This is a genomic window from Burkholderia sp. Se-20378, assembly GCF_017104665.1.
In the GTDB taxonomy this organism is placed as follows: domain Bacteria; phylum Pseudomonadota; class Gammaproteobacteria; order Burkholderiales; family Burkholderiaceae; genus Burkholderia; species Burkholderia lata.
Genome location: NZ_JAAGPG010000199.1, coordinates 1 through 14,478, shown reverse-complemented (window position 1 = coordinate 14,478; position 14,478 = coordinate 1). Strand labels below are relative to the sequence as shown.

Here is a 14,478-nt window from a genome sequence, read left to right as displayed (position 1 = left end):
CGCCGGGCGCGTGCCCGGTCAGCACGGCCAGTTCAACCAACGCGACGCGGCGCGCGCCTGTGAGCATCGGCAATTCGGCGCGCGTATCGTCGGCGAATGCGCGCGATCGCGCGACTTCCAGATCGGACACGAGGCCGTGCACACGTTGCCGGGCGGTCAGCGCGGCGAGGCGGTCGGCGATCGCGACCGAACGCTCGGCCACGTCGATCCGCTCGCCGTATGCGCACGCCTGCGCGTAGGCGGCCGTCGTCTCGGCGGCCACCGCGACGCGCATCGCATCCGACGCCGCCTGCACGGCCTCCGAATCGGCGCGCGCGGCATCGACGAGATGGCCGACACGCCCCCACAGATCGACTTCCCACGACACCGCGAACGACGGCGCGAAACCCCAGCGCGTACGCGCGTCGGTGCCCTTCGCGCTCGCGACGATCTGATCGGGTGCGTGCTTGCCGTAGTCGACGCCGAAGCCGGCTGTCGTATCGGGCAGCCGCGCGGCGCCCGCTTCGTCGAGCACGGCCCGCGCCCGTGCGACACGCGCCGCAGCCACCGCGAGGTCACGGTTCTGCTCGAGCGCTTCGCGCACGAGTGCGTCGAGCGCCGGATCGTCGAACAGCTGCCACCAGCGATCGGGCAACGCGCCGCCGGACGCGACGGGTGCATCAACCGCCGCGTCGAACGGCGCCGTGCGCGCCGCATCGACCACGGGCGGACGGTACGGATCGCCGACCGAGCAGGCGGCAAGCGCGACGGCGCTCAGCACCGCGGCGGCAACGGACAAACGGAAGGAAACCGGAGGAAAAGACGAGGCGCGCATCGTGCAATGGCAGTCGAACAAACGATGCGCCTATGGTAATTTCGACCCATTCGGTCGATCTCGCGCGCAAAGCGCATTCGTCGTCGAGAAAAGGACACGTGGATCAATTTTTCAGCGCGCTCGAGCACAAGGACAAGCACAAGCAGATCGCCGTCGTCGCGTCCGACGCGGCGGCCGGTAGCGCGTATCCGCCGCATTCGCACCGGCATGGCCAGCTGATTCACGCGATTTCCGGCGTGATGCTCGTGCACGCGGATGCCGGCAGCTGGGTCGTGCCGACGGGGCGGGCGGTCTGGGTGCCGGGTGGCACGCAGCACGAGATCCGGATGGCCGGCGACGTGCAGATGCGCACGGTGTTCGTCGCACACGAAGTGCGGCCGAGCCTGCCGCGCGAATGCCGCGTGATCGAGGTCGGCACGTTGCTGCGCGAGCTGATCGTGACCGCGAGCCAACTGCCGGCCGATTACGACCTCGCGCATCGCGCGGGCCGTGTGCTCGCGCTGATCCTCGACGAAATCGAGATCGCGCCGCTGCTGTCGCTGCATGTGCCGATGCCGCGCCATCCGGCGCTCGCCGCGCTGTGCACGCAGCTCATCAACGAACCGTCGTCGGTCGTCACGCTGCAGTCCTGGGCGCGCGACGCGCACATGAACGAACGCACGCTCGCGCGCACCTTCAAGCGTGAAACGGGCATGACGCACGGTGCGTGGTGCCGCCACGCGCGCCTGCTCCTGAGCCTGCCGCGCCTCGCCGCCGGCACGCCGATCCTCGAACTCGCGCTCGAACACGGCTACGACAGCCCCAGCGCGTTCGCGGCAATGTTCCGCAAGGCACTCGGCGTGCCGCCGAGCGAATACTTCCCGCGGCGCTGAACCGTACTGTCCGTTTCGCGACGATCGAGCGCTGACGTGCGCGCGCGGCGCGTCGGGCCGCCCGCTACAGTAAGTGCATCGCACGACACCAGCGCCACGCGCCCGCCCCGCCGATGGATCTGATTCAAAGCATGCAGGTTTTCGTCACGCTCGCCGACGCGGGGACTTTCACCGAAACCGGCAAGCGGCTCAACCTCACGACCGCGTATGTCAGCCGCACGATCGCATCGCTCGAGGCACATCTCGGCATCCGGCTGCTGAACCGCACGACGCGCTCGATGTGCCTGACCGAAGCCGGCGAACGCTATCTGGCGCGCGCACGCGACATCACGCTCGCCGTCGACGCGAGCGAACGCGAAGCCCGCGGCGCACGGCTGCATCCGCACGGCCGGCTGCGCATGCACTGCAGCGCCAGCATCGCGAACCGTTTCGTGATTCCGCTCGTCGCGCACTTCCAGGCGCGCTATCCGGACGTCAGCGTCGACCTGACGCTCGCGCCGCAGGTACCGGACCTGGTCCGCGACAGCTACGACGTCGCGGTGATCGCGATGCCGAGCCTGCCGAACTCCGATCAGGTCGCGATCGACGTCGGGCGGATCGGCAGCGTGCTGTGCGCATCGCCCGCGTATGTCACGCGTCACGGGATGCCGGACACGCCGCGCGCGCTCGCCCGGCATCGCTGCCTGCAACTGGTCGCGCCCGCGTACCCGGCGCGCGAATGGACGCTGACACGCGGGGCGGATTCGGAAACGGTCGCGTTCGAGCCGGCGATGACGGCCGACGTCGCGGCATCGCTCGAAATCGCGGTACGGGAAGGGGCGGGAATCGGCCTGCTGCCCGAGTTCGTCGCGGACGACGGGCTGCGTTCAGGCGCGCTGGTGCGTGTGCTGCCCGATTACCGGGCGGAAGAGGTCGGCGTGTTTCTGGTGTATCCGTCGCGCCGGCATCTCGACGCGAAGACCCGCGCATGGGTGGACTTCATGAAAGCTGAACTGCGCGCCGCGCTCACCGGGCCGCGCGGCGGCAACCGCACCGAAGAGGTCACGACCGCGCCGGACACACCCGGCACGGCCGCCAGCCCCCCGCTTACGCGACAGCCTTCACCGCCGGCTGCACGCCAAAAAACGTCGCCTGCGCCGCTTCGTCCGCACGCGCATACGCGCGGTTGATGCCGCTGATCACCGCGCGGATCGACGCGGTCGTCAGGTTCGCGTCGATGCCGACGCCGAACGCGCTGCCACGCACGCCCGTGCCGGCCAGCTCCGCGATCGCGATCGCCTTCGCATCGGCGCCTTGCGACAACGCACGCTCCTCGTAGTGCTGGATCCGCAGCGGCGTGTGCAACGCATGCATCAGCGCGTCGAGCGGGCCATTACCTTCACCACGCAGCACGCGGCGCTCGCCGTGCACGTCGGCGGTCAGCACGATCGTCTCGCGGCCGTCGCGCTCGGTCAGCTCGTGGCCGACATAACGCAGCGGCGCATCGCCTTCCACGTATTCCTGCTGGAACAGCGACCAGATCTGCGCGCTCGTCACTTCGAGCCCGCTGTCGTCGGTCAGGCGCTGCACGGCCGCGCTGAAGTCGACCTGCAGGCGACGCGGCAGCGCGACGCCATAGCTCTGCTCGAGCAGGAACGCGATACCGCCCTTGCCCGACTGGCTGTTCACGCGAATGATCGAGTCGTAGGTACGGCCGACGTCGCTCGGATCGATCGGCAGGTACGGCATTTCCCATACGGCATCGGGGCGCTGCACCGCGAAGCCCTTCTTGATCGCGTCCTGGTGCGAGCCGGAGAACGCGGTGAACACCAGGTCGCCGACATACGGATGGCGCGGATGGATCGGCAACTGCGTGCATTCCTCGGCCGTGCGCGCGACTTCGTTGATCTGCGAGAAATCGAGGCCCGGATCGACGCCCTGCGAGTACAGGTTCAGCGCGAGCGTGACGAGGTCGACGTTACCGGTGCGCTCGCCGTTGCCGAACAGGCAGCCCTCGATGCGGTCCGCGCCGGCCATCACCGCGAGCTCGGCCGCCGCGACCGCGGTGCCGCGGTCGTTGTGCGGATGCACGGACACGATCAGCGCATCGCGGCGCGCGAGGTTGCGGTGCATCCATTCGATCTGGTCCGCGTAGAAGTTCGGCGTACCGACTTCGACGGTGGCCGGCAGGTTCACGATCGCCTTGTGCTCCGGCGTCGGCTGCCACACGTCGAACACGGCGTCGCAGACTTCCTTCGCGAAATCGAGCTCGGTCGCCGTGAAGGTTTCCGGGCTGTATTGCAGCGTGAAATGCGTGTCGGTCGCAGCGTCGGCGAAGCGCTTGATCGTGCGCGCGGCGTTCACCGCGAGCTCCTTCACGCCGTCGCGGTCGAGGCCGAACACGATCTTGCGGAATTCCGGCGCGGTCGCGTTGTACAGGTGCACGATCGCGCGCTTCGCGCCGCGCACCGAGTCGAAGGTGCGCTCGATCAGGTCGTCGCGCGCCTGCGTGAGCACCTCGATCGTCACGTCGTCGGGAATGTGGCCACCTTCGATCAGCTCGCGCACGAAGTTGAAGTCGGTCTCGGACGCCGACGGGAACGCGACCTCGATCTCCTTGAAACCGATCGCGACCAGCATCTTGAACATCCGCATCTTGCGCGTCGCGTCCATCGGCTCGAACAGCGACTGGTTGCCGTCGCGCAGGTCGGTGCTCATCCAGATCGGCGCTTGCGTGATCGTGCGCGTCGGCCACATGCGGTTCGGCAGGTTGACGGGCGTGAACGGTCGGTACTTCGTCGCGGGGTTCTTCAGCATCATGATGTTCGGTCCTCGGTCGGTTTGTCGGGAAACCGCCGCGCGCTGGCCATCCGTCGGGGTGGCAGGCTGCGCGCGCAGCGATGAAAACGGGTGAAAACGGCACAACGGCAAAGCGGTACGGCGAACGACAGCCTTGGCGGTTGAGCGACCGGGACGGAGCGGAGCGATTCGGAAGAAGGACGAACTCAGGCGCCGGTCGACAACCGGGGCCAGGTCGGTGATGCGGGGGAAATCTGGCGCTTCAGGACAGAAGCAGATGGAAAGCGCGCAGCCGCAGACCCAGCCCGGAGAAACGGGCTAGTAGTCGTAGCGAGAAGAGGGGCTGGGCGGCTTGCATGGCCGGAATCAAATCACAGGGGGATGGGGGCTGTCAACCGGCTGGACGCAAATGGCGCCGAATTTGATCGCTCAGAATCAGTCTCGTCCGATAGGCGGCGCACCGCCCCGTCGATATGCTTCATGGGTGCGGCACTGGTGAGGTCCCTGTTCACGTTCGGAGTGAGTTGGTCTACGTACTTCGCCGGTTGCCGCACCCCCTCCTGTTGCAATCAATCGGGTTTCGGTGTGGGCGTTCGGTGGTGGCCGGTGGGCGCGGCCACGACCGAGATGCTGATGTTGAAACCAACGCTGCCAGATGCGAACGCCGAGCGCCCGCGCCGAAACCCGATTGCCCCGCCTCCCCGGCGCGCCCCGCAACGCCTGCGCAACCGAGCATCATTCAGAAAAGCGATACACGCGCCGATATAATTTCTCGAATATATCGAAACACCTTCAATTAAACACATTTCATTAAATCGATTAACCTCCGTTTTCGATTTACTGAACAATAGCCATTCTCCGGCGAATATTTTCTTATTTATTTTTCGGCATGCTCGGGAGGTCGCATTTCAAACTGCAAACGTTTGCGCGACACGGCTAGAAGCCTTACCCACCACTCCTCAGGAGGAAAGCATGGCCGATTCTCAAACGTCATCCAATCGCGCCGGCGAGTTTTCGATTCCGCCGAATACCGAATTCCGCGCGATTTTCTTCGCGAATGCCGCCGAGCAGCAGCACATCAAGCTGTTTATCGGCGACAGCAAGGAACCCGCCGCGTATCACAAGCTGACCACGCGCGACGGCACGCGTGAAGCGACGCTGAATTCCGGCAACGGCAAGATCCGCTTCGAAGTGTCGGTAAACGGCAAGCCGTCGGCCACCGATGCGCGCCTCGCGCCGATCAACGGCAAGAAATCGGACGGCTCGCCGTACACGGTCAATTTCGGGATCGTCGTGTCGGAAGACGGCCACGACAGCGACTACAACGACGGCATCGTCGTGCTCCAGTGGCCGATCGGCTGACCTGATGCGCGTCTGACGCGCACCTGACGACTCACCACCGCCGGCCGCCTCCGGGCCGGCCGGCGGCTGCGCGCCGCGTTCGGCGGCAGCTCCCCCCCTTTTGCATCGAAACCCGCCCTACTAAACGGAGACATCCATGCCCCTCCTTTCGGCTTCGATCATCAGCGCACCCGTGGCGACATCGGAAACCTATGTCGACATCCCGGGCCTGTACATCGACATCGCCAAGGCAGAGATTCGAGACGGGAAACTGCAGGTCATCCTCAACGTGCCGACGCCGTACGCGACCGGCAACAACTTCCCCGGCATCTATTTCGCGATCGCGACCAACAAGGGCGTCGTCGCGGATGGCTGCTTCACCTATTCGTCGAAGGTGCCCGAAGCCACCGGGCGCATGCCGTTCACGCTCGTCGCGACGATCGACGTCGGCACCGGCGTCACGTTCGTGAAGGGCCAGTGGAAAAGCGTGCGCGGCAGCGCGATGCATATCGACTCGTACGCGAGCCTGTCCGCGATCGGCGACACGACCGGGCAATCGTCGTCCGGCAGCGGAAGCGGCGAAACCGGTGCGGGCGGCAACCCGGGCGGCACGGGTAGCGGCACGATCGGCGGCGGCGGCGGCGGCGAGCGCGACGGTACGTTCAACCTGCCGCCGAACATCAAGTTCGGCGTCACCGCGCTCACCAATGCGGCGAACGACCAGACGATCGACATCTACGTCGACGACAACCCGAAGCCGGCCGCCACGTTCAAGGGCGCCGGCATGCAGGACCAGAACCTCGGCACGAAGGTGCTCGACTCGGGCAAGGGGCGCGTACGCGTGATCGTGATGGCGAACGGCAAGCCGTCGCGGCTCGGCTCGCGGCAGGTCGATCTCTTCAAGAAGACGTACTTCGGGATCGTCGGCTCGGAAGACGGCGCCGACGACGACTACAACGACGGCATCGTGTTCCTGAACTGGCCGCTCGGTTAAGCAGCGTCACGCAGCCCCCATCGCCACGCCGCCCGGCGTGGCGATTCGCTTCGGCACGCCGGGCCTGACGCCTCGAATATCTCTCGCCTCCCTGACCAATCGGCCTGTCCGATTCGATTGCCCCCCAATCGCGGTACTACTGCGACCCCGCATCGATCGCCTTTGTTTCGCTGCGATTCCCCGTTCCCGACACCGCCTTTCGTCGGGTCGCTCCCTGATTGATCGACACGCCATTCCGCACACAGGACTTGCGCTCCATAACTACGACTCATAGAATCGTAGTTATGGAGCGCATCGATGCAGCAGGCAACGTCGGTGTTCTACCGACCCCATGCATCAATCAACCGGAGTGGAACAGTGGCACAGAAAATTCTTGTGATCGGGGCCGGCTTTGCCGGCATGTGGAGTGCATTGAGCGCGGCGCGCGTGCTGGACGCGCACGGTCGAACCGACGTGGAGATCACCGTGGTGGCGCCCGACGCCCATCTGCACGTGCGTCCGCGCCTCTACGAAGAAGGCCCGGCAAACTTCCGGGCGCCGCTCGGCGAGATCTTCGACGCGGTGGGCGTGACGTTCGTCCAGGGCACGGTCGAGCGCATCGACGTGGCGCGCCGGACTGCCGACGTACTGGGTACGGACGGCAAAGCGACGACGCTCGACTACGACCGCCTCGTGCTGGCGGCCGGCAGCCGCCTGTTCCGCCCCGCCATTCCGGGCCTCGCCGAGCATGCGTTCAGCGTCGATCAGACCGACGAAGCCGTCGAGCTCGAAGCGCACATTCGCGATCTGGCGTTGCAGCCGGCCTCCACGGCACGCGATACGGTCGTGGTGGCAGGCGGCGGATTCACGGGCATCGAAACGGCAGCGGAAATGCCGGCCCGCCTGCGCGCCGCGCTGGGCGAGCACGCGAACATGCGGGTCGTGATCGTCGAGCGCAACGACGCGATCGGCCCCGATCTGGGCGCGGGCCCGCGCCCCGTCATCGAGGAGGCGCTGCGCACGCTCGGCGTGACGTGGAAGCTCGGGTCCGGCGTCGCATCGGTCGACGCGGGCGGCATCACGACGGCGGACGGCGAGCGGATCGAGTCGAGCACGGTGATCTGGACAGCCGGCCTGCGCGCGAGCACGCTGACCGAACAGATTCCGGGCCGCCGCGACGCGACGGGGCGCCTGCATGTGGATCGCAATCTGGCGGTCGAGGGCGTACCGGGTGTCTACGCGACGGGGGACGTTGCGTATGCTGCCACCGACGACGAAGGCAACCACACGATGATGTCATGCCAGCACGCGATGAACCTGGGCCGTTCGGCGGGGCACAACGTGGCCGCCGATCTGCTCGGCCTGGAACAGATCCCGTACAGCCAGCCGAAGTACGTGACGTGCCTGGATCTCGGCCCTTGGGGCGCGGTCTATACGGAAGGTTGGAATCGCGAAGTGAAGCTGACGGGCGCGGAAGCGAAGAAGCTCAAGCACCAGATCAATTCCGAATGGATCTATCCGCCGCGCGCGGATCGCTCGGAAGCGCTGGCGGCCGCGGATCCGCTGCGGATCGTCGTGGCCTGAGCGACGCGTTTGCCCGCACGATGTGCGGCGTGCCGCGGAGGCATCCCGTGCATCGTCGGGCCGTGTCGTGTCGCGCCGCGCCACCGCGGAGCGACGTCACGCGAATCAGCGTTCGCCGCCGCGGCTGGCCGCGCGATCGGCAAACCAGCCAACCACCTTGGGGCCGTAGCCGGCCGGCGCCTTCGACCACGCCTGCCCGGCGAGATCGGCGAGCGACTGCTTCCTGAGTTCCTCCCGCATCGCCCGTTCCGCGGCCTGCATCACCGCGTGAATCGAACAGGTGCCGCGCGTGGCCCACGCGGGCGGCTCCCCTTCGAACACCGCGCACTGGCCGCGCACTTCACGGCAGTCGAACAACCGCTTGTCGCCATCGATCGCTTCGACGACGTCCTGCACGGAGATGTCGCGTGCGGGCTTCGCCAACGCGAAGCCGCCGCGTATGCCTTCGCTGGACACGACGATCCCGGCCTTCGCGAGACGCGTGAAAAGCTTGGCCGCGTAATCGACGGAGACGCCCTGCATCTCGGCGAGGTCGCGCACGCTCGCGTCGCGCACGCCCGTGGAAGTGTCGGCGAGATAGAGCAGGCAATGCAGGCCATACTCGACGCCGGTGCTGATGAACGACATGCTATTGCGACTCGTGGTATCGGAGTTGGGAGCGTAGCGCAGGACGGCGACAATGTCACCCGTCGCGCCATCCGTCCCGTTTTCGTCAGCGAGGGTCGCTTGCATGTGCCTGCCCTGCAAGAACGATCAAATGCCCCCGCCGCCGATACCATATAGTCCGCCCGACACCCTCAATGGAATGCCATGAATCCGGTAGGACAAGCACTCTGGTTTATCGAAACCCAGCTGGACAGGGAACTGACGCTCGACAGGATTTCCGCCAATTGCGACATGTCGCGCTTCGGCTTCTCGCGGCTGTTCTCGATGAATACCGGCTGGCCGGTGATGCGCTATGTCCGGTCGAGGCGGCTGACGCGTGCGGCACGCGCGCTGGCGCAAGGCGCGCCGGACATCCTGCAGGTGGCGCTCGATGCCGGCTATGGCTCCCATGAGGCGTTCACGCGCGCCTTCCGCGATTGCTTCGGCATGACGCCCGAGGACGTGCGGGCACGGCGCACTCTCGACGGGTTGTCTATTGTGGAGCCGCTTCGCATGAAAGAACTGAAACTCATCGCCGTGACGCCGTCGCGCTTCGAAGAGGGTGGAAAGCGGCTGATCGCCGGCATGAGCGACCGCTACACGTTCGAAACCAACGAAGGCATTCCGGCGCTGTGGCAAGCGTTCATCCCATACATCGGTACCATTCCCGGCCAGGTCGACTATGTGACCTACGGCGTGTGCTGCAACCCCGATGCGGATGGCAGCTTCGAGTACATCGCGGGCGTGGAAGTCACGAGCCGCGAGCGGTTGCCCGCCCCCTTGCGCTGCGTCGAACTCGAACCGCAGCGGTATGCGGTCTTCGAACACGAAGGGCACATCTCGACGCTTCATCAGACGATCTACAGCATCTGGAACGGCTGGCTGCCGACGTCGGGGTTCAAGGCGGTCGACGCGCCCGAGTTCGAGCGCTACAGCGCGGACTACGATCCGGTGACGGGCGCCGGTGTGCTTGAAATCTGGTTGCCGGTCGAACCTGCGGTGTAAGCGGTTTGCGTTGATCGGCTGCGACGGGGCTCGTCGCGGCCGATCGATCCATGCCTCGTCATCGTCGACTTCACCACGCCCACCGCACGCCCGCATTCCCGGTAATCGTGCGCTGGTGTTCGCCGCCGAGGTTCGTCAGGTAGCTGACCGTCGCATACACGCTGCCGCGCTTCGTCAGTTGCGCAACCAGCCCCGCGCCGATCTGCCCGGCCGTCTGCCCGACCTGCGTGCCGATCGTCGTCGAGCCGCCGAAGGTGGTCTTGTCGTCGGTACCGAACGAGCGCAGCACGTTCACGCGCAGGTACGGCTTCCAGCTCACGCCGTTCGCATCGAACGCATATTGCAGCCGCGCGCCGATCCGGCCGAGGAACGTGTTGCCGTTATTCCAGCTCACGCTCGAGATCCCGTCGTTGAACCGGTCGAGCGACAGCCATTGCCATACGAGCTGCGCCTGCGGCTCCAGCGTCAGCCCGTAGCCGAGCGCGATCGGCAATCCGGCTTCGACCGAACCGGTGAACGCGTTGCCGTTCGTCGAGCCGCCGATGTTGTCGGTCGAATGCGTGCGCACGGTCAGTGCGCTGCCCATCAGCACGGCATCGGTGTACCAGCCGCCCGGGCCGATGTGCGTCCAGTAACCGCCGAGGTTGTACGCATTGACCTGCAGCGACCCGACGCCCATGTCCTGCTGCGCGAGCGCGAAGCCGTTCACGTCGCCGACCGCACGCGAGAATCCGAGGAAGAAGCCGTAGTGGTTGCGATGGCCGCTCGCTGTGGTGTCCGCGTACAGATCCTGACCGACCTGCATCCCCCACACCGTGCCGTCGTACGACGGTGTCACGTCGCCCTTCTGCTTGATGTCGCTGTGGCCGCCCCACACGCGCGCCCACGATGCGGGTATCGAACCGTTCTCGGCCAATAGCCCCTGTTCGCCTTGCCGATCATGGAACGTGTCGATCTGCAGCAGCCCGAGCTGGCGCGCGACGGCCGGCGCTTCCGCGTACAGCGGCACTTCGGGGCGGTAGATCGGCTCCGGATTGCCGCCCGTTCCCGCGTTGTCGACGGCTTCGACGATCGATTCCGGCGTGCCTTCGGCCGGCGTGATCGGCGGCTCGGTCGGCGGCGTCGGCTGGCCGGGCTCGACGACCGGCGGCTGCGGTTTCGGTGGCACCGTGTTGCGCAGGTACCAGTTGTCGCCGGTGCCGGTCGCCGCGCCGCCCTTCGCGAGGAAGTACGTGTACGCGCCGGCGCTGACCGAGCCGCCCGACAGCGAGAACGCACCGGCACTCGTCGTCGCGCCGCTGGTGGCTTGCACGACCTGGATGCCGTCCGCCACCGTCTGCGCGCCGGCACCGCCGACGTTCGTCACCTTCAGCGTGCTCGTGCCGTTCGCCGCGCCGCCGCTGACGATCAGCTGGTCCGACGGCGCGCCGTCGCCGGTCAGCGTCGTATTCAACGCGATCGTCGCGTGTTGCCCCACGTAGTTGCCGGCCACCGTCAGCGTGTTGCCCACGCCGCTGCCGCCGAGCTGCACGAGGCCCGCGTTCGTCAGCGTGCCCTTGACCAGCAGGTTGCCGGTCGGCCCGCTCGCAAGGCCTGCAAGCGCGTTCGCGACCGAGATCGTGCCGTTGTTCGTCACGTCGCCGGTCACGCTGCCGTAGCCGCCGAGCGTCGCGCCCGACGCGACCGTCACGAGGCCGCCGCCGGTCAGCGCGGCGAGGCTGTTCGATCCGTCGCCGACCACCAGCGTGCCGGCATTCACGTTCGTGCCGCCGGTGTAGCCGTTCGTGCCGTTCAGGGTCAGCGTGCCGCTGCCGAGCTTCGTCAGCGAACCCGCGCCGGAGATGTTCTGCGCGATCGTCGAGTTGAAGCCTTGCGTATCGATCGTGCCGTTGTTTGACGTGATCGACACCGCGCGGCTCGACGCCAGGTTGAACGAACTGCCGAGCTGCAGCGTGCCGCCGTTGAACGTGAGCCCGCCCGACGCCGCGCCGAGCGCGTTGTCCGCCGCAACCGACAGCGTGCCTTGCGTAATCGTCGTGCCGCCCGAGTACGTGTTGCCGCCGGCCGACGACGGCGTGACCGTCAGCGTTCCCGCGCCGGTTTTCTCCACCGCGCCACTCCCGCTGATCGTGCCCGTGTACGTGCCGGCGCTGTCCTGCTGAAAACGCACGAGCCCGTTGTCGGTCACCGACAAAGGCAGGTTCGCCGCATTCGCCTGCAGCGTCGCACCTGCGTTGACCGTGGCCACGACCGACGCCGTGGTCGTGCCGAGCGTGCCCGTGAGGTTCAGCGTGCCACTCTGCACGAGTGCGGTCGAGAACGTGCCGGTGCCGGCCCACGTCCAGTCGGTGCCGGCCATCGTCAGGCTCTGGAAGTTCGTGAAGGCATTCGACGCGGTGCCCGTGCCCTGCAGCGTCACGGTGTTGGTGCCGGCGCCGCCGTTCGCGGTGCCGACGATCTGCGAGCCAGTCTGCAGGATCAGCGTCACGTTGCCGTTGCCGCCCTGGATCGCGGTGCCGCCGCCACCCTGGATCAGCCCCGCGTTGGTGATCGTCGTCGCGCCGTTGGTCGAGCGCACGCCGATCCCGTTGTTGCTGATGATCTTGCCACCCGCCTGGTTCGTGATCGTCGCGGTGAACGAGCTGCCGAGCGTGTTCGACACGACCGCGTCGACGCTGCCGCCGCTCGTCGCGGTGCCCGTCGTCTGGATCGTGCCGCTGTTGACCAGCGTGTCGTTGTTGCCCTGCATGTACACGGCCGGCGCATCGCGGCCGTTCGACGTCAGCGTGCCGCTGTTGGTGATCGTGCCGTTGCCGCCGAGCAGCGACGCCGCGCGCGCGTTGTTGCCCGAAGTCGTCACGGTGCCGGTGTTGACGATCTGGTTGCCCGACGCGCCCGGATTGCTCTGCCCCCACGCGGCCGTCATCCCGTACGAGTTGTTGCCGGTGGTCGTGATCGAGCCGTTGTTGACGAGCGTGTTGTTGTTGCCGTTCGCGGCCATCCCGTCGTTGTAGGTGCCGGTGGTCGAGATCACGCCTGTTGCGGCGTTGGTGATCGTGTTGTTGTTGTTCACGCCGATCAGCACCGCGCCGCGGTTCGCGACGCCCGTGCCGTTGCCGGACATCGACAGGTTGCCGTTGTTGGTGATCGCGCTCTGGGTATCGACGGAGAACGGTGTCGGCGTGGACGTCAGCACATAGCTGCCGGTCGCGGTCGAATCAAGGTTGATCGCCACGTTGGTGCTGCCGGTCGCGGCCACGACCGATGGAATGTTCGCACCGGAACACGTGACCGTCGTTCCGCTGCCCGGCGCGGTGGTCGAACATGCCGCATAGGCGCCCACCGGCATCGCACCGGTCAGGATCGCCATTCCGCCCAAACCCAGGTTCCGCGTCGTTCTTTTCATCGTTCCGCTCGCATTTATTGGTGACGTTATTGCTGCAAATCGGTGCGTGAAACGGGTTATATCACCTGTCTTGAAATAATCGCAAGATCGGAACGGGTGATATCGAAAATCAGTGCGGGATTAATTTCGCATTCGGAAATAACGGAACGGGGTGCGCTGCTGCGTTGCGGCAAACGCTGCATTGCCTCGGTGGAGAGCAAGCGGGAATGTAAAGCAGTTGAATTTGCCGAGTTTCAGACAAATCTTGATTTGATGAAGCAGACGATTTGAAGCAGCCGGAAAATTTGACACCCCTCGACGATCGATTGGTCGCGCAATGGCTGCGCACCAATCCGGCCATGTTGCTTCGCACGATGACCGGCCATTCGGCCTCACCGGCACGCACGTCGCCCCGTGCATGCAACGACGCCGCCGGCTGAGGCCCGCGGCATCTCCCCCGTCAACCAGCCCGCGATCCGGCAGGCTTCGCCATCGCCACCGGCTGCGACCACGCGGCCGACGCCAGGCGCGTACGCGCATCGCGCACCACGCGGTTGAACGCCACACGCCGTTCACCCTTCAGTTTCGCCGCCTTGCCCGCCTGTACCAGCGCGACCGGGTCGACGAGACGGGCATGCCGCCGGACCTCGAAGTGCAGATGCGGCCCCGTGGCCGTACCCGTGCTGCCGACCGCGCCGACGCGCTGGCCGCGCACGACCCGCATGCCGGTTCGCAGCGTCGGCTCGAATGCCGACAGGTGCGCGTAGTACGACGCATAGCCGCCGTCATGGCGGATCACCACGTACTTGCCGTAGCCGCGCGGCTCGGTGCCGATGAACGTCACGACGCCGCGCTCCGACGCATGAACCGCACGCCCGGCCGGCGCCGCGAGATCGACGCCGGAATGCACATGACGCGTGCCGGTCACCGGATGCACGCGCGCACCGAAATGCGAGCTGATCCGGCTTGCGCTGACCGGCATCGCAAACCGCGAGCCGGCGAACGGCATGCCGTCGAGGTCGTAGTAGGCGCCCGGCGACCCGGCATCGGGCGCAAACCACACGCCCGCGACGCGCTGGCA

General features: G+C 66.6%; 11 protein-coding genes. 6 read left to right on the top strand and 5 right to left on the bottom strand.

What is annotated here, in order from left to right; genetic code table 11:
- Positions 1–778, bottom strand: a 778-nt coding sequence (locus G3N93_RS20765; RefSeq protein WP_241026627.1) for a TolC family protein, incomplete at its 3' end; no start/stop codon positions are given.
- A gap of 134 nt (positions 779–912) precedes the next feature.
- Between G3N93_RS20765 and G3N93_RS20760 the strand changes: the two genes are divergently transcribed.
- The gene (locus G3N93_RS20760) at positions 913–1,686 is read left to right on the top strand and encodes a helix-turn-helix domain-containing protein (RefSeq protein ID WP_174939592.1); all 774 of its coding nucleotides are present in this window, start codon (positions 913–915) and stop codon (positions 1,684–1,686) included.
- Positions 1,687–1,799: 113 nt separating this feature from the next.
- Positions 1,800–2,855: a LysR family transcriptional regulator gene (locus G3N93_RS20755; protein WP_206133842.1), complete on the top strand. Its 1,056-nt coding sequence runs from the start codon at positions 1,800–1,802 to the stop codon at positions 2,853–2,855.
- Here the strand turns inward: G3N93_RS20755 and leuA are convergent.
- On the bottom strand, positions 2,773–4,482 hold the full coding sequence (gene leuA, locus G3N93_RS20750; protein WP_206133844.1) for a 2-isopropylmalate synthase: 1,710 nt from the start codon (positions 4,480–4,482) through the stop codon (positions 2,773–2,775). The two genes, G3N93_RS20755 and leuA, sit on opposite strands and share 83 nt — an antisense overlap.
- Positions 4,483–5,436: 954 nt before the next feature.
- Between leuA and G3N93_RS20745 the strand changes: the two genes are divergently transcribed.
- The 3 genes from G3N93_RS20745 to G3N93_RS20735 all read left to right on the top strand — a co-directional run bounded on the left by G3N93_RS20745 (position 5,437) and on the right by G3N93_RS20735 (position 8,362).
- Positions 5,437–5,826, top strand: a complete 390-nt coding sequence (locus tag G3N93_RS20745) for a fucose-binding lectin II (RefSeq protein WP_011356523.1) — start codon at positions 5,437–5,439, stop codon at positions 5,824–5,826.
- A 136-nt stretch (positions 5,827–5,962) separates the two neighbouring features.
- The gene (locus G3N93_RS20740; protein ID WP_206133841.1) at positions 5,963–6,799 is read left to right on the top strand and encodes a fucose-binding lectin II; all 837 of its coding nucleotides are present in this window, start codon (positions 5,963–5,965) and stop codon (positions 6,797–6,799) included.
- Between the two features lie 357 nt (positions 6,800–7,156).
- Positions 7,157–8,362 (top strand): NAD(P)/FAD-dependent oxidoreductase, encoded by a 1,206-nt coding sequence (locus G3N93_RS20735; protein WP_206133840.1) that lies wholly within the window; start codon positions 7,157–7,159, stop codon positions 8,360–8,362.
- 105 nt (positions 8,363–8,467) lie between these two features.
- Here the strand turns inward: G3N93_RS20735 and G3N93_RS20730 are convergent, their stop codons facing one another.
- Positions 8,468–8,989 (bottom strand): Rrf2 family transcriptional regulator, encoded by a 522-nt coding sequence (locus G3N93_RS20730; protein ID WP_206133839.1) that lies wholly within the window; start codon positions 8,987–8,989, stop codon positions 8,468–8,470.
- A 183-nt stretch (positions 8,990–9,172) separates the two neighbouring features.
- Here G3N93_RS20730 and G3N93_RS20725 point away from each other — a divergent pair, with 183 nt between their 5' ends.
- Entirely contained in the window at positions 9,173–10,012 is an 840-nt protein-coding gene (locus G3N93_RS20725; protein ID WP_174939602.1) for an AraC family transcriptional regulator, read from the top strand.
- Positions 10,013–10,082: 70 nt separating this feature from the next.
- Here the strand turns inward: G3N93_RS20725 and G3N93_RS20720 are convergent, their stop codons facing one another.
- Positions 10,083–13,382, bottom strand: coding sequence for an autotransporter outer membrane beta-barrel domain-containing protein (locus G3N93_RS20720; protein ID WP_206123163.1), 3,300 nt, complete (start codon positions 13,380–13,382; stop codon positions 10,083–10,085).
- A gap of 475 nt (positions 13,383–13,857) precedes the next feature.
- The coding region (locus tag G3N93_RS20715; protein ID WP_206133838.1) for a M23 family metallopeptidase at positions 13,858–14,478 on the bottom strand (621 nt) is incomplete at its 5' end.

Excerpts from the sequence above, each read along its gene's own strand:
- G3N93_RS20745 (WP_011356523.1), top strand. The coding sequence starts at position 5,437 with ATGGCCGATTCTCAAACGTCATCCAATCGCGCCGGCGAGTTTTCGATT.
- G3N93_RS20755 (WP_206133842.1), top strand. The coding sequence starts at position 1,800 with ATGGATCTGATTCAAAGCATGCAGGTTTTCGTCACGCTCGCCGACGCG.
- G3N93_RS20720 (WP_206123163.1), bottom strand. The coding sequence starts at position 13,382 with ATGGCGATCCTGACCGGTGCGATGCCGGTGGGCGCCTATGCGGCATGT.
- leuA (WP_206133844.1), bottom strand. The coding sequence starts at position 4,482 with ATGCTGAAGAACCCCGCGACGAAGTACCGACCGTTCACGCCCGTCAAC.
- G3N93_RS20725 (WP_174939602.1), top strand. The coding sequence starts at position 9,173 with ATGAATCCGGTAGGACAAGCACTCTGGTTTATCGAAACCCAGCTGGAC.
- G3N93_RS20740 (WP_206133841.1), top strand. The coding sequence starts at position 5,963 with ATGCCCCTCCTTTCGGCTTCGATCATCAGCGCACCCGTGGCGACATCG.
- G3N93_RS20730 (WP_206133839.1), bottom strand. The coding sequence starts at position 8,989 with ATGTCGTTCATCAGCACCGGCGTCGAGTATGGCCTGCATTGCCTGCTC.